At 69.0% G+C, this 14,176-nt stretch carries 14 protein-coding genes and 4 pseudogenes; 7 read left to right on the top strand and 11 right to left on the bottom strand.

Annotation, left to right across the window (positions count from 1 at the left end; translation table 11 throughout):
- Nucleotides 1-21: 21 nt before the first annotated feature.
- The 8 genes and pseudogenes from WJ438_RS03860 to WJ438_RS03825 all read right to left on the bottom strand — a co-directional run bounded on the left by WJ438_RS03860 (nucleotide 22) and on the right by WJ438_RS03825 (nucleotide 6,133).
- A pseudogene (locus tag WJ438_RS03860) lies at nucleotides 22-1,252 on the bottom strand (cytochrome P450).
- A gap of 13 nt (nucleotides 1,253-1,265) precedes the next feature.
- Nucleotides 1,266-2,444, bottom strand: a complete 1,179-nt coding sequence (locus WJ438_RS03855; protein WP_406723951.1) for a cytochrome P450 — start codon at nucleotides 2,442-2,444, stop codon at nucleotides 1,266-1,268.
- Nucleotides 2,441-3,043 carry a GTP-binding protein gene (locus tag WJ438_RS03850; RefSeq protein ID WP_406723950.1) on the bottom strand — a complete coding sequence of 201 codons (603 nt, stop codon included), beginning with the start codon at nucleotides 3,041-3,043 and terminating at the stop codon, nucleotides 2,441-2,443. Before WJ438_RS03850 ends, WJ438_RS03855 begins: the two co-directional genes overlap by 4 nt.
- Nucleotides 3,021-3,377, bottom strand: a complete 357-nt coding sequence (locus WJ438_RS03845) for a DUF742 domain-containing protein (RefSeq protein ID WP_406723949.1) — start codon at nucleotides 3,375-3,377, stop codon at nucleotides 3,021-3,023. The genes WJ438_RS03850 and WJ438_RS03845 overlap by 23 nt, the downstream gene beginning before the upstream one ends.
- Nucleotides 3,374-3,784, bottom strand: a complete 411-nt coding sequence (locus WJ438_RS03840) for a roadblock/LC7 domain-containing protein (RefSeq protein WP_355891419.1) — start codon at nucleotides 3,782-3,784, stop codon at nucleotides 3,374-3,376. Before WJ438_RS03840 ends, WJ438_RS03845 begins: the two co-directional genes overlap by 4 nt.
- Nucleotides 3,781-5,244, bottom strand: a complete 1,464-nt coding sequence (locus tag WJ438_RS03835) for an ATP-binding protein (RefSeq protein ID WP_406723948.1) — start codon at nucleotides 5,242-5,244, stop codon at nucleotides 3,781-3,783. Before WJ438_RS03835 ends, WJ438_RS03840 begins: the two co-directional genes overlap by 4 nt.
- On the bottom strand, nucleotides 5,244-5,417 hold the full coding sequence (locus WJ438_RS03830; protein WP_406729970.1) for a hypothetical protein: 174 nt from the start codon (nucleotides 5,415-5,417) through the stop codon (nucleotides 5,244-5,246). The genes WJ438_RS03835 and WJ438_RS03830 overlap by 1 nt, the downstream gene beginning before the upstream one ends.
- A gap of 221 nt (nucleotides 5,418-5,638) precedes the next feature.
- Entirely contained in the window at nucleotides 5,639-6,133 is a 495-nt protein-coding gene (locus WJ438_RS03825) for a DUF6415 family natural product biosynthesis protein (RefSeq protein WP_406723947.1), read from the bottom strand.
- Nucleotides 6,134-6,322: 189 nt separating this feature from the next.
- On the opposite strand from WJ438_RS03825, the gene WJ438_RS03820 reads away from it, so the two are divergent.
- On the top strand, nucleotides 6,323-7,711 hold the full coding sequence (locus tag WJ438_RS03820) for a Tat pathway signal protein (RefSeq protein WP_406729579.1): 1,389 nt from the start codon (nucleotides 6,323-6,325) through the stop codon (nucleotides 7,709-7,711).
- 75 nt (nucleotides 7,712-7,786) lie between these two features.
- Nucleotides 7,787-8,289 (top strand): annotated as a pseudogene (locus tag WJ438_RS03815) (SAM-dependent methyltransferase).
- Between the two features lie 35 nt (nucleotides 8,290-8,324).
- On the opposite strand, the gene WJ438_RS03810 reads toward WJ438_RS03815, so the two are convergent.
- Nucleotides 8,325-8,741: an ATP-binding protein gene (locus tag WJ438_RS03810; RefSeq protein WP_406723946.1), complete on the bottom strand. Its 417-nt coding sequence runs from the start codon at nucleotides 8,739-8,741 to the stop codon at nucleotides 8,325-8,327.
- Nucleotides 8,742-8,981: 240 nt separating this feature from the next.
- Here WJ438_RS03810 and WJ438_RS03805 point away from each other — a divergent pair, with 240 nt between their 5' ends.
- From WJ438_RS03805 to WJ438_RS03785, 5 genes and pseudogenes are all read left to right on the top strand, one after another.
- Complete coding sequence (locus tag WJ438_RS03805) at nucleotides 8,982-10,385, top strand: helix-turn-helix domain-containing protein (protein WP_406723945.1); 1,404 nt, start codon at nucleotides 8,982-8,984, stop codon at nucleotides 10,383-10,385.
- The gene (locus WJ438_RS03800) at nucleotides 10,382-11,269 is read left to right on the top strand and encodes an aminoglycoside phosphotransferase family protein (protein WP_406723944.1); all 888 of its coding nucleotides are present in this window, start codon (nucleotides 10,382-10,384) and stop codon (nucleotides 11,267-11,269) included. Before WJ438_RS03805 ends, WJ438_RS03800 begins: the two co-directional genes overlap by 4 nt.
- 170 nt (nucleotides 11,270-11,439) lie before the next feature.
- Nucleotides 11,440-11,685, top strand: a pseudogene (locus WJ438_RS03795) (WhiB family transcriptional regulator); the annotation flags it as partial.
- A gap of 78 nt (nucleotides 11,686-11,763) precedes the next feature.
- The gene (locus WJ438_RS03790; protein ID WP_406729969.1) at nucleotides 11,764-11,967 is read left to right on the top strand and encodes a helix-turn-helix domain-containing protein; all 204 of its coding nucleotides are present in this window, start codon (nucleotides 11,764-11,766) and stop codon (nucleotides 11,965-11,967) included.
- A complete protein-coding gene (locus WJ438_RS03785; protein ID WP_363038842.1) occupies nucleotides 11,964-12,179 on the top strand; it encodes a helix-turn-helix domain-containing protein in 216 nt (71 codons plus the stop codon). The genes WJ438_RS03790 and WJ438_RS03785 overlap by 4 nt, the downstream gene beginning before the upstream one ends.
- Nucleotides 12,180-12,212: 33 nt before the next feature.
- Here the strand turns inward: WJ438_RS03785 and WJ438_RS03780 are convergent, their stop codons facing one another.
- Both WJ438_RS03780 and WJ438_RS03775 read right to left on the bottom strand, forming a co-directional pair.
- On the bottom strand, nucleotides 12,213-13,313 hold the full coding sequence (locus WJ438_RS03780) for a tyrosine-type recombinase/integrase (RefSeq protein ID WP_406723943.1): 1,101 nt from the start codon (nucleotides 13,311-13,313) through the stop codon (nucleotides 12,213-12,215).
- A 125-nt stretch (nucleotides 13,314-13,438) separates the two neighbouring features.
- Nucleotides 13,439-13,996, bottom strand: a pseudogene (locus WJ438_RS03775) (NAD(P)-binding domain-containing protein); the annotation flags it as partial.
- Nucleotides 13,997-14,176: the final 180 nt, after the last annotated feature.

The following is a 14,176-nucleotide window of genomic DNA, read 5'->3' as shown; positions in this document are numbered from 1 at the left end:
GGTCTTCCTCGTCGGTTTCGGTCAGCGGCTCGGCGTGGGGCGCAGGCGCACGGGGACGGAGGTGTGGCCGTTGCTGATCAGGCTCGGCAGCGTCTCCAGCCCGGCCCGTTCCGTGGCGAGTCGGGCGTCGGGGAAGCGCTCGAAGAGCAGGCGCAGCGCGGTGGCGACTTCGAGGCGGGCCAGCGGGGCACCGAGGCAGAAATGGACGCCGTGTCCGAAGGCCAGGTGTTCCTTGCTGGTGCGGGTGGCGTCGAAGCGGTCGGCGTCCTCGTGCCAGTCGGGGTGGCGGTTGGCGGCGGCGTAGGAGGCGAGAATCGCCTCCCCGGCCCGGATCGTCTGCCCGTCGAGGAGGGGGATGTCGGTAAGGGCGTAGCGCAGCGGCAGGTGCTTGACCGCGGGCTGGTGGCGCAGGGTCTCCTCGACGACGTCCTGCCAGGTGCAGAGGCCCTCCCGGGCGTGGGCGAGCTGCTGGGGATCGGTCAGCAGGGTGGTGATGGCCTGGTCGATGACGTTGACAGTGGTCTCGTACCCGGCGCTGATCATCAGCAGGAGCGTGTCGCGCAGCTCGGCGTGGCTGAGGGCAGAACCGTCGCCCTCGTCGTCGCGGGTGGCGATCAGCAGCGAGGTCATGTCCTCGCCGGGCTCACTGCGCTTGGTCTCGATCAGGGCGTCCAGCAGGCCGTAGAGGGCGGCGGTGTTCGCGGTTTGTTCCTCGGCGGTGAGGTGGGTGGCGAACACGTTGTCCACCACGGTGCGGAACTCGGTGCGCCTGCGCGGGGACGCCCATGAGCTTGCCGATGACGGCGATCGGCAGCGGGTAGGCCAGGTGCTCACGCAGGTCGACCGTCTCACCGGCCGGGAGCATGTCGAGATCGTCGAGGATGCCGTTGACCAGAGCCTCGATGTCCGGCTGGAGGGCGGCGGTGCGGCGGGCCGAGAGGGCGGGGGCGACCATGCGGCGCAGGCGGCTGTGGTCGGCGCCGTAGGCGGTGAACATGTTCTCCACCGCGACCCACAGGGCCAGCGGCCAGGTGGGTACGGTCTGGGCGAAGGCCGGCCAGTGGGCGCGGCCGTCCTTGGAGACGTCCTTGCTGGTCAACAGCTGCTTGAGGAGGGCAGGGTCGGAGACGGACCAGGCGCGCACGCCGAGGATGTCCACCAGGGTCGCCGGGCCGCGCTCGCGCAGGGCCCGGTGTTCGGCGTCCGGATCGGTGGCTGTGGGGTCGAGGACGAGTATCTGCTGTTCGGGCACGGTGGGGTCGCTTTCAGCTGGTGGGAAAGGTGACGGGCAGGGCGGCCAGGGAGCGGTGGAAGGGGCCGGGGCGCCAGATGAGGTCGTCGCGGTCGCCGTCGAGGTCCATCTCGGGCAGCGCGTCGAGGATGTGGAGGATGGCGGCTTCGGCGATGAGGTAGGCGTGCGAGCTGGCCGGGCAGCTGTGCGGGCCGGCGCCCCAGGCGAGATGGGCCCGGTTGCCCAGCGGCCGGTGTGATCCCAGGGCGGGATCGTTGTTGCAGGCCGCGTAGCTGATGACCACCGGCTGGTCGGCCGGCAGCAGGAATCCGCCGATGTCGGCCGGCCGGGGCGGGTAGGTCATCGCGAAGTTCGCGAGCGGGGGGTCACGGTAGAGGACGCTGTCCAGGGCCTCGCGGACCGAGGCGTCGCCGGCGTGCAGGTCCCCGGAGAACTCGGGGTTGGTGAGCATCTCCAGGAGGGTGTTCGTGATCAGGTTGGTCAGGGGTTCGATGCCGGCCCCGTAGAGGGTGATGAGCTGCTGGCCCATCTCGGTGTCGTCGAGCTGGGCGACGTGGGTGAGGAGTCTGCTGGTCACGTCGTCGCCGGGGTGCCGGCGGCGCAGGGCGACGAGGTCCGCGACGGCTTGGAGGAGGATCTGGTTGCCGATGGAGGCGTTGACCCCGTCGAAGATCTTCGCCATCCCGTCGGCGATCCGGTGGCCGACCTCTTCGGGGCAGCCGAGCAGGTGGCTGAGCGTCTGGAACGCCAGGGGCCAGGAGTACTGCGACAGCAGGTCGGCCCTGCCTGCGGCCTTGAAGGAGTTGATGGTCTGCTCGGCGACCAGTTCGACGTGGTCGCGCAGCGCGTGCTGGTCGACGGCCCCGAGGGCGGTGGTGTTCGCGGCCCGGTAGCGGGCGTGCTCGGCGCCGGCCGAGCGCAGGGCGTTGGGGCGCCACTCCATCATCGGCCGGATGGGGCAGGTGCCGGGGACGGACGTCTGCCATCGGCGCGGGTCGGCGGGGAAGCGCTGCGGGTCGCCAAGGATGCGGCGGGCCTCCTTGTACCCGACGACCAGCGTGGCGGGCACGCCGGGGGCCAGGTCCACGGGAACCAGGGGGCCGCACTGCTCGCGCATGCGCCGGTAGGCGGCGTGCGGGTTCTGGGCGAAGTCCGTTTCGTACAGAGGGATGCGGTGGGTCGCGGTGCTCACGGTCGGGGCTCCAGACGGTGCGCGAGACGGGCGAGATATTCGGTGAGCTGGATCAGGGCCTGCATGCAGGACGCCCGCTCGCGGGCGTCGCACACGGTCAGCGGTGTATGGCCCTCCAGAGCGAGGGCCTCGTGGACCTCTTGGAGCGGGTGGCAGGGGGCGCCATCGAACTGGTTGACCGCGACCGCGTACGGGACGCCGTTCTCTTCCAGGAGGCCGAGAATTTCGTGGGAGGCGTCCAGGTCGCGCGGGTCGACGAGGACCAGGGCGCCGAGGGCACCGACGATCAACTCCTGCCACAGGAAGCTGAACCGGGCCTGACCCGGGGTGCCGAACAGGTAGAGCACGAGGTCGTCGCCGAGGTGCTTGCGCCCGAAGTCCACGCCGACGGTGGTGGTGGACTTGGCCGGCGTGCGGGCCAGGTCGTCGACCAGGGCGCTCGCCCGGGTGATGGTCTCCTCCATGTGCACCGGGGGCACCTCGGAGACGCTGCCGACGAAAGTGGTCTTGCCCACGCCGAAGGCTCCGGCGACCACGATCTTCGCGGTCTCCGTCACCGTCGGCGCGACGAACCGGTCAGGCGTGAGCGCGAAGGCCATGGAGAACCCTTTCGAGAAGTGAGGCCGGGGGCCGGTCGTCGTCCTGGCGCTGGGCGAGGGTCATCAGTCCGTGCTCGATGAGGTCGGCCACGAGAATGCGGGTGGTCGAGGGCGGGAGGGCCAATGCGGAGGCGACCTCGGCGACAGCCAGCCCGCCGCCCTGCGCGGGTGCGAACAGGGCGAGCACGCGGCGTGCGTCGGTGTTCAGTCCGGGGCGGGTGCCGGTCGCGGCGAAGACCACGCTCTCCAGGCGCACGTCCGTGCCGGGGCGGGTCCGTCCGCCCGTGCGGACGTAGGGCCTGACCAGATCCGGGTCCTGCCGCGGCCTGCTCATGCCAGCGGGGCCTGCGCGCCGCCGGCGACGCGCGTCTCGACTCCCAGCTGGTCACCCACGCTCGCGGCCAGGCGCAGCGCGGCCTCGCTGATCACCCCGATGTCCGCGTGCGGGCTGTCGGTCCGCACGGCGAGCATCGTGTTCTCGCCGGCCGGGATGAGCAGGGAGATGTGGTCGACCGACTCCATGACGAACTGGCGGACGCCCCCGCCGCTCGTCTCCCGGTCGTAGGCCCGCGACGCCCCCCACAGCGTGGAGGCGATGGCCGAGATCTTCTCGGCCCGTTCGCGCGGCAGCCGGTCGGTGTGGGCTGGGCTCATGCCGTCCGCAGCGACCAGCACGGCGTACTCCACGCCGGCGGTGTCTTCCAGGCTTTCCAGGAGCCAGCCGATCTTCTTGTCGGTCATGCGTCGTGTCCTTGGTCGTTGTCGGCGGTGGGGTGGGAGGTGTCCTGCTCGACGCGGGCGCGCTGGGTGCCGTGAGCCCAAGCGGCGATCACGCTCGCCCGTCCCGGCTCGGCGTTGGCCGGGCGGGGAGCAGGCGGGGCGGCGGGCGCGGCACGGCGGCTGCGCACCGTCAGTCCGCCGGCCGTCGTACGAACAGCCGGGGGCTCGTGGGCGGGCTCCCCGGCCGTTGGGGGGACGGGGGCAAGGGCGGGCTGCGAAGGTGCAGGAACCGGGGCGAGTGCAGGGAGCCGACCGTCCGGGACGGGGGCGAGCGCGGCCGGAGCAGCGTCGGGTGTGCCCTGCGGGGATGCCGGAGGAGCCTGCGGCACCGTGGTGAGAAGGTCCTGGGGGAGGGTGAGCAGCGCGCGAGTGCCCAGCAGGGAGTTGGGCGCCTGGACATCGACCCGGAATCCGTAGGCGCTCGCAAGGGCGGCGGCGACCCGGAACCCGGTCTGTGGGCGGGCGCCGAGCTGCGTGATGTCGTCCGTGCGCTGCCCGGTGAGGATGTCCCGGGCGGCGTCGAGCTGCTCCGGAGTCATCTGCAGGCCGCTGTCGTCCACGAAGACGGTGACCCCGTGGTGGCCCTGCTCGAAGGACACGTGCACGCGCGACTTCGGTGGCGAAAAGCGCAGCGCGTTGTCCAGCAGCAGCGCGAGGGTGTGCACCACGGGCCCGACCACGCGGGTCCTCACCGCGAGGCTGAGTTCCTGGGGCTGCACGCGCTGGTAGTCCTCGACGGAGCCCATCGCGGCCCGCACCACGTCGGTCAGCGTCGTGGTGGGCCAGTGCCGGGTCAGCTTGCCGCCGGCCAGGATGGTCCAGCCCTGGGCGACCAGCAGCATCTGCTGGACGGTGTGGTCGATACCGGTCAGCGTCTCGAACGCGGCGTCGTCCTCGTGCGCGCGCACGCCCTCGCTGACCTTGCGACTGGTCTTGGCGGCCATGCCCACCAGAGCCGACGACACACTGCGCACCGCGGCCTCGGTCGACCGCACCGCAGTGGCCCGTACCTGAGCGATCTCTTCCTGCGCGACGGTGTGCGCATGCCGCAACTCCTCCGCACCGCGCGTCTTCGCCTGCTCGATCTCTTGGTGCGCCGCGTACCGCATGTCGCGGACCACGGCCTGGACGACGCCGACGGTGCCCTTGACAAGGGTGGTCAGCTGCTCACCGACCGCGGTGCCGGCCAGCTCCGGCGCAGCGGTCGGCACGGAGATCCGGCCGCCCGTCTGGTGGATGTGGGGCAGCGTCTCGTGGACCAGCATGTGCAGGGCACGCTCGGTGGCCTGCTGTTCGCGGGCCAGGAGGTGGGCCTGCTGCCGCGTCTTCTGCCAGCGGCGGTGGGTAACCCAGGCTGCTGCCCCGGCGACGATCGCCGCGGCGGCGGACAGGATGACCATGGTCGTGGCGGTTGCGTTCATCAGACACCCGCCACCAGGAGCACGTCCGGCTCGGTCGCGGACACGCCCGCGTCGAGCTGCTGCAGCAGGAGCGCGGACCCGATCACCCCGATGTGGCTGTACGCCTGCGGGAAGTTGCCCAGTTGCCGCCCGATCGTGGGGTCGTACTGCTCGATGCGCGGTAGGCGTTTCATCGTGTAGATCTCCGTTAGGCCCCGCGAACGGGGTGGGCTTCAGGGCCGTCAGGGGCGGCCGGTGAACTGTCGGTGAGGCGGGGCACCGTCGCGGCGGCGACTCGATCTGCACCGGCGAGGTCTCCTCGCCGACTTGCGGGGACTGACGGCGCGGTCACCGCGGAGAACCAGCCAGGCCGTGGGACCGAGGATCAAAACGATCAGAACCGCTCCGGTGACGGTCATGTCCGCGGCACGGAGGCAGCCAGGACGAGGCAGGCGAGTGCGAGGGCGAAGACCGCGCCACGCAGGACGCTGATTCCAGGCGTCCAACGACGCCGTCCCCGCTGCTGCTTCGCACGGTGGCTGCCGCAGGACCCCACTGCCGCGGCGAGTTCCTGGGACGCCTTGGCCAGTTGGACCAGATACACCCTGCTGGGCATACAGCCGTCGGGGACCCCCGCCGAGCCGAGCTGTTGGGCGCGGCGCAGCGCCGGTTCCTCATTCGGCACCATGACGCCGAGCTGATCGATGTGACCCCGCAGACGCCTCGCGAGGTCTTCCACGTCGGCAGCGGTCTGCGGCAGCGGCGATTCCTCGTCCAGCACGAGCGCCACCGTCTCCGCCGTGGCCGCCGCTTGATCGCGCCGCCGGACCGGCTCGTCAGTGACGTGAGCCTTCCTGCCGGGCGTGGCGCGTTGACCGTCCGCCTGCCGTGGAGCCAGCGAAAGGCGCATGACACAACTCCTGTTCGAATCAAGCCAAGTTGATCGGGATTCGCCGTGCGGCGGCGTCGGTCGTCGTGCAAAGTGAGTGATCTGGTCGCTACGTTGAGCGAACCGTGAATCGCCGCCGAGGGGTATGCCTGCGCGACCCCCGGGGCCGTCAAAGGCGTCAAAGATCATTTCGGAACCGAGGGGCAGCCCCTGGCCCGTGCGCGAAACGAAGCCCTCGCCGCACTCCTGCGCGAAACCGGCTGGTCCCAGCCACAAGCAGCCGCAGCGGTCGCCCGGGTAGCCGCGGAGAGCGGGGTGCGTGAGCTGGAGGCCATCTCCCGCTCGCACATCGCCATGTGGGTGCAGGGCACACAACCGAGCGGCCAGGCACCTCATATCCTGCGCGAGACGCTGTCCCGCAGACTCGGCCGCCCCCTCATCCTGGCCGACCTCGGGCTGGAAGGTGAAGCCACAGGCCAAACCGACAGCGGTTCCGACTGGAGCGTCGACCCTCTGACCGTGCTGGCCGAGCTGGGAAGCGACGACCTCGATATGCACCGACGCAAACTGCTGGCGACTGCCGCATACTCGGCCGCTGGCCTCGCCTTGCCCACCGCCTCGTGGTGGGCAGCCGCCCCCGCCGCAGCGGCGAAGCGGCCAGCGGTCTCCCCGCGGCTGGCGACCCAGGCTGACATCGACGATGTCCGCGACCTGACGACTTTCTACTCCGCGCGCGACCAGCAGCGCGGCGGAGCCGCCGGCCGCTCGGCCCTGGCCGGCCACCTTCGCGACGAAGCGGTGCCCCTGCTCGGCAGCAGGTTCCGCACGGAACAGCTCCGCCGCGACACGTACTCGGCCGTGGCGGAGATGACCTACCTCGCCGGCTGGATGGCCTTCGATGCCTCCGAACACCGCACCGCCCAGCGCTACCTCACCCTTGCCGCCCGCATCGCAGCCGAAGCCGACGACGGACCGCTCGGCGGCCACATCCTGCGCGCCCTTGCCCACCAAGCCGTGGACCTCGGGCACCCGCGCAGAGCGCTCGCCCTGGCTGACGCCTCCATGTCCCGCGACCGCTACGGCCAGGCGAGCCCCCGGGAGAAAGCCCTGCTCGCGATCGTCCACGCACGAGCCCTCGCGGCCGACGGTGACCGCCCCGGAACCCTCGCGGCCATCAGCCGCGCCGAGCGGGACCTTGCCCGAGCCGACAACAACGAGGCGCCGGGCCGCGTGGGCTTCTTCCAGGAAGCCTCCCTCGCCCACGAGACCGCCTGCGCTCTCCGCGACCTGGGCCGGCCACTCGACGCGGAGATCCACTTCAAGCGCAGCGTCGCAACCCGACGCCGGCAGCAGTACGCCCGCACCCACAGCGTGACCCTCGGCTACCTGGGTGCCGTCCAGGTCCAGCAGGGCCGCCTCGACGAGGCATGCGCCACCTGGAGCGAAGCCCTCGATGCGATGTCCGGCGTCCAGTCCGGCCGCGCCCGCGACGTCATCGTCCGCATGCAGAGCGACCTCTCGCCCGTCCGGCACCGCGGCGGCCGGCACGTTGTGGAGCTGGACCGCCGCGCACGCGAAATGCTCCGCACCATAGGCTGAACATCGATCCGGACGGCGGCGCCCCCACCCTCGGGATGCCGCCCAACGCGCCCTGCCGAGCGAGAGGAACGAACGGTGGTCTCCACGTACGAGGTCAGGCCGATCGCCACGGTCGTGGGGGACACACCCGCGTCCTGGACGACTATCAGGGAGGAGTCCGGTCGATCATCCGTCTCCACGACGAGTACCCGCTCGAAACCCTGCAAGGGATCGAAGGGTTCTCGCACCTGACGGTGACGTGGCGCTTCCACCTGGCGCGCCCGGAGGAGGTGCAGCTTCATGCCCGCAGCCCCCGAGGAGACACGCGCTGGCCGGCCACAGGGACCTTCGTGCACCGCAACCACCGGCGGCCGAACCAGCTCGCGATCAGCTACCCACGGCTGCTCGACGTGGCCGGTCGAGACCTCCTGGTCACCGACCTCGATGCCGTCGATGGGACGCCCGTGATCGACCTGGCGCCGTACTTCGAACAGATGGGGCCCCAGGGTCCGGTCCGTCAGCCGGCTTGGCCAGGCGAGATGCTCGACCCGAGCTACTGGGCGGACGCAAGCGAACGACCTGCGGAGCGCAGCGTGTAGTGGGAATGACTGAGCTGTTCTGTACGCCCTGCGCACTACGACTCCGTGGGCTCGGCGGTCTGCGGGGCATGGTGTTCGGGATCGGCGATGAAGAACCACACGTCTTTCCCCTCGCCGGACATCGCCACCGAGAACTCGTCGACCAACGCCCGCACGAGAGCGAGGCCCCGGCCTCCGAGGTCGAGAGGTGCCGCTGTCTTCCGCACGATCGGCCGAGGGTCTTGATCGCGGACGACCGCGGTGACACCGCCTGGGACGTGCTGTACGAGCAGGTTCGCTGAGCGCCACCCGTTCTCATCCGGGCTGGTGTGCACCAGCACGTTCGTCAGCAGCTCGTTCACGGCGAGAAGGACGAGCTCGGCGACCTCACCGCTGACCCCCCACCAGGCGAGGTGGTGACGCACCACACCGCGCACGAGACCCAGGTGCCTCTTCTCGAGCTGGAAGGTCATGTCGAGTTGGCCCCGGCTGCTTCTGGACGCGGCTCGGGTCGATGGGCCCGCGCCGGGGCTTTGAAGAAGTGTGCTCATCGATGCTCCGTCCGTTGCGCCGGAAGCCCTACATCGGGGGGCGGTTGCGGTGTGTACTGGGACCGAATCGGTCAGCAACCATTGAGGCAGAGCACGCGTTCGTCGTGCAGGCCCTGATGCCGAGAGCCGAAGAGTTCGGCATCGCGAGGATGGGGAACGGACATGCCGCAGCCAGAGAAGCCGCTCAACCCGGGAGCCTCTCCGCAGGATTGGTTCGGCAGTGAGCTGCGTTTCCGACGTAAGGCAGATGGCCTCTCGGCCAAGGCTCTGGGACGGTTGGCACAGGTCAGCGATGACATGATCTTGTCGATCGAGAAGGGGCAGTACCCCTCGTGCCAGCTGGAGGTGGCCCAGCGCCTGGACAAGGTGCTGGAGACCGGCGGCGTCTTCGAACGGGCATGGCCGATGGCCTTCAGCCTCCGCGATGCCGATAAAAAGCGCCCTGATGCCGATAAGCGCTCTCGCAAGGGGCCGGAGGCAATGGTTCAGGTGCATCGAGGCCGCATCCTGGGCAGTGACGAAGTACCTCCTCGCCTTGGGAGCCCCGAGCCCGTGGACCGACGCGCGTTCCTCCAAGTCAGCGGCCTGGCCGCCATTGCCCCCATAGACCTCACGCACGGTTTTGCCCCGTACGAGCTGACGCTTCCCGATTCGATCAGCTCCCACAACGTCGACCAGGTTCAGGAAGTAGCCACCGCGATCAGCGGTTGGGACAACAAGTTCGGTGGCGGAGGCATGGTCGGCGACGTCGCCGGTCGTGCGATGCAGTGGGCGGCCGGACTCCTGAGCGCCAAGTGCCCGGAAACTTTGCGGTCCGACCTCCTGGCGGCCGTCTCCCGGCTGGGCATCGTCGTCGGCGCCTCGGCCTTCGACTCCTACCACCACACCTACGCCACCGCGACGTTCCTCTTCGCGGCCGACCGCGCCGAAGAAGCAGGGGACTGGCACCTGCGTGCGAAGGCATACTCGTTCCTCGCACGCCAGGCCGTGTGGCTCGGTCAGCCCGACGACGGGCTCACGCACGCCGAGAAGGGCCTGGTGCGTTCCGATCGACTTACCGCCACCGAGCGGGCCATGCTGCACACGGCACGGGCCAGAGCGTTCGGCAAGATGGGCAACGTCCGCGACTGCATGGCCGCTGTCGGCGAGGCCGACGAGGCGTTCTCCCACGCTCGCCCGTCCGAGGATCCGCCGTGGATGGCCTACTACGACGAGGCCCAGCACAACGGCGACACCGCTCACGGGCTGTTCGACCTCGTCATCCTCGCGGACCAGGACCCGGGGCGGGCGGCCCGCCGCCTTGATACCGCCGTGAAGGGCCACTCGGACGCCTACAAACGCTCCCGGGCCATCTCCCGCACGAAACTCGCCGCACTCGTCATGGCCAAGGGCGATCCCCGCCAGGCCGCCGCCATCGGCCACGACGCGCTGGACGAGGTGGGCCGGCTCACCTCCCGCCGGGCCGCCGACGACCTGCGACAGCTCGGGGCGTTCGCCACCAAGCACCCCAAGGTGGCGGAGGCCGTCGCCCTGCGGGAGCGCATCGCCGCTACGGTCTCCGCATGACCACCTCGGCAGCAGCCCCCGCCCGAGAGGCCCTCGAACAGGCATGCGTCGCCGTGGGGCTCGACCCCCGCGGGGCCGAGCCCGTACGGCTGGCGGAGAACCAGATATGGAGGCTGCCCGGACAGCATGTGATTGTTCGAATCGCGCGGCGTGGCCAGACCACAGCCGCGCTCCGAGAAGTACGGGTTGCACGATGGCTCGCCGAGAACCACATGCCGGCCGTCCGCCTCGCCGACGTCAGACAACCGGTCGAAGCGGGCGGCCGACCCGTCACCTTCTGGGAGGAACTCCCGCCACACCAGCATGGCAGTCACACGGAGGTCGCCCAGCTGCTTAAACGCCTCCATGCGCTGCCTGCTCCCGATATCGAACTTGGTCACCTGGACCCGTTCGTACGTGTCAGCGAGCGCTTGGAGGCCGCAACTACATTGATCAGTAAGGACCGTGAGTGGCTGAAGGGTCTCCACCAAGAACTTGTGGCAGCGTGGGAAGAGCGCCCACCCGGACGCCCGGACTGCGCTGTTCACGGCGACGCCTGGCCCGGCAACCTGATCCGCACTGCCGAGGGCCCGCTGATGATCGACCTGGAGCGCTTCTCTCTGGGCCCACCGGAATGGGATCTGGTTTCAACAGCCGTACGTGCGCGGACGACAGGTGCGGTCACGCCGACGGAGTACGACGAGTTCTGTGCCGCGTATGGGTACGACGTAACCGACTGGGCCGGTTACCCGATCTTGGCCGGCGCTCGGGAACTCCGCATGGTGACATACGCGGCCCAGCACGCCGCTAGTAATCCCGAGTGGGCAGATCAAGCCCAGTACCGCGTTGACTGCCTGCGTGGTCGCCGCGGGCCGCGTCCGTGGAACTGGAAGGGAATCATGTAGCTCATCGACTGGAGACGGCCGACGATCGCAACGGGTAGCGCGGGGGCGGCACAATATAGCCGACGATCGCCGGTTGGGGAAACCGGCACTTGTTCGGATGCTTTGTACGTCTGGTGGACCGCCGGCGGTTCCCAGGCCCAACGCACGCATCTGAACAGGAAGCATCAGCGATGTACGAAGGGCACTCCGGGTCCCGGATCAGAGGAGACCAGGCTTGGCAGGGAAGAGCGGCATGCGCCGTGGCGGTCGAGGTGGCGAGAGATCCCGACCTCTTCTTCCCGTCGGCGCAAGCGGATGATCAACGCGTTGGCTTGGCGAAGAGAATCTGCTCCTCCTGCCAGGTCAGAAGGACATGCCTGGAAACCGCTCTGCATTGCGGTGATACGTACGGAGTTCGAGGCGGGATGACGGAGGCGGAGCGCAAGGCTGTCCGACGCCGCTTCGAGCTCCGATGCGATTCTGCTCGTGTGATGGCCGCGCTGTCAGGTAGGGACGTGCATCTCACCAGGGCAGAACGGCAGCAGTTCGTCCGACTGGCGGCCGGGTCCGGGATGTCGGCTCCCCGGGTGGCTGAAGTCCTCAAGGTGTCCGAGGCACACGTGAAGAAGCTGTACCGACGGGAGCGCCTCAAGGACGTGGGCGCATCCGCGGAAGCGCAGAGGGAAGTACGGACCACTGATGAGGTGATCCCGGCGTGAGTGGACGTCAGTCGATCTCTGGCACGCGGTGCGATGGACTCGTCCATCAGTATCTGAAGGTTGATGAAGCAGCTACGTACCTCGGTCTGAGCCGACGTTGGATGTACCGGGAATCCCAGCGTCATGGACTGCCGCGGTACTACTTCGGCGGGAAGCTCAGGTTCAAAGTCGCGGATCTGGACAACTGGGCACAGCAGCAGAAGGTCTCCTGAAGGGGGCCGGGAATTCTCCCGGCCCCCTTCGTTCTACAATCCCTCGTTGAGAAGCTTTGCGGCGCGGCCGATCGATGCCGGCATGAGGTGGCGATAGATCCGGAACGTCATGTTGATGTTCTTGTGTCCCATCCACTCTGCGACGTCTGTGATGGGTATCCCCCTGCCCAGGCAGTTCGAAGCGAAGAAGTGACGCAAGGAGTAGGCAGTGAGCTTCCTGGTGACGCCCGCCTTCTTCTTCGCTACGCCCCATTGGTACTCCAGTGTCGAGTGCCCCCAGTGCGAGGAACGCTGGCTCTGCAGCAGGTAGCCGTTGGCATCGGTTCCGTGCTCCTTCTCGAAGCGAAGGAGGGATTCACGAACCGTCCCTGGCATGGGAGCCTCACGGAACTCACCGGGCTTGCGATGCTTGAGGCGTGCCCTTTGCCGTGTTCTCCCGTCGATCTGCTCCGTTATGCGGTAGACGTCATCGGCGACCATCCGCTCCACGTTGGCGGCGTACGCCTCTCCGTTCCGGAGACCGCAGCCGGACATGAGGTCGATGATGATGCGCAACTCGTCGCTGCCGGCTGACTTGATGGCATGGATCTCATCCAGCGTCGGAATGGTGATCTTCCGTGGGATGTACTCGGGCGAGATCACTCCGTCGAACGGGTTCTCGGTGATCCCCCCGCGACGTCGGGCGTCGAGGAGAATCTTCTTGAAGGTGTCGAACGCGTTCTGCTGTGCCGCCGGCCTAACGGAACGCTCCTCCATCGACATGATGAAGTCTTCCACCACCGTCGACGTGAACGTGCTGATCCGGCGTGACTCCAAGACGGGGAGGACCTGGCTGTGCAGGACCTGGCTGACCGTGCGGACACTGCTGGGCGTGTAATGGCGCTGCCGGGTGAGCCAGCTCGTGGCGTACTCGCCGAAACGCTGCTTCCCGATGTCGCGCTTGAGGTCGGCCTGAGCGCGCGGAGTGTTCCGCTTCTCCTCGTAGACCTTGGTCAGCCGATCGAGTGCTGACTGCTGTGTCGCGTACCCCGTCTCCTCGCGCTGCCGACCGGTGGCGTCACGGTAGCGAATGGCGTAGGGGTGGGAGCAACGGTTCTGCCGAACGCAGGCGCAGCTCTTGAAGAAACTGCCCATCCCGCGTATGAGCTGGGTCGCCAAAGCGCATGTCTCCTGACTCGTGCTGGGAGTTTGCTGACCAACGGCTCCTCAGCATGGTCCTGACCTGCGGCCCGGCCAAACTACGAGACGTTGTGCACTTATATCTTCACGAAGTGCCCCGCGCCGTCCGGACCGACGTGCGTCACGCACGGTGCCCCGTCGGCCGCCTTGGCGGAGATCTTCTCCAGCATCGGACCGAGCGAGTCGTACGACTCCTTCGAGCCACCCGGCATGATGCTCGGCCCGTTCAGCGCGCCCTCCTCGCCGCCGGAGACGCCGGTGCCGACGAAGTGGATGCCCCGCTCCCGCAGCGCGCGCTCGCGGCGCCGGGTGTCGGCGAAGTGGGCGTTGCCACCGTCGATGATCATGTCACCGGGCTCCAGCAGCGGGGCGAACTCCTCGATCACGGCGTCCGTCGGCTCACCGGCCTTCACCATGACGACCAGCCGCCGCGGACGCTCCAGCGCCGCCACGAACTCCTTCGCCGTCTCGGCCGCCACGAAACCGCCCTCGTGCCCGAACTCCTCCACCAGCGCACGCGTGCGCGCCGACGTCCGGTTGTGCACCGCGACCGTGTAGCCGTTGCGGGCGAAGTTGCGGGCGAGGTTGCGGCCCATGACCGCGAGACCCGTGACGCCGATCTGCGCTGAACTGCTCATTGGATGGCTCCTAGGTGACCTTGGTATCGGTACTGCCGGGGTGACGGTGGTGCTGTCGGGCTGCTGTGCCGCCGGTCGGTGCCCGCCAGCCCCGCCGTCGACCATTCTGACCGTCGCGACCATCCTGACGTGCCGCTACCCCGTCCGCACGCGCGGGTCCCACGACACCCCGCAGCCACA

Source organism: Streptomyces sp. GD-15H (genome assembly GCF_045291515.1).
GTDB lineage: Bacteria > Actinomycetota > Actinomycetes > Streptomycetales > Streptomycetaceae > Streptomyces.
Note: the sequence above shows the minus strand (reverse complement) of the source record. Positions and strands in the feature narration are given on the sequence as shown.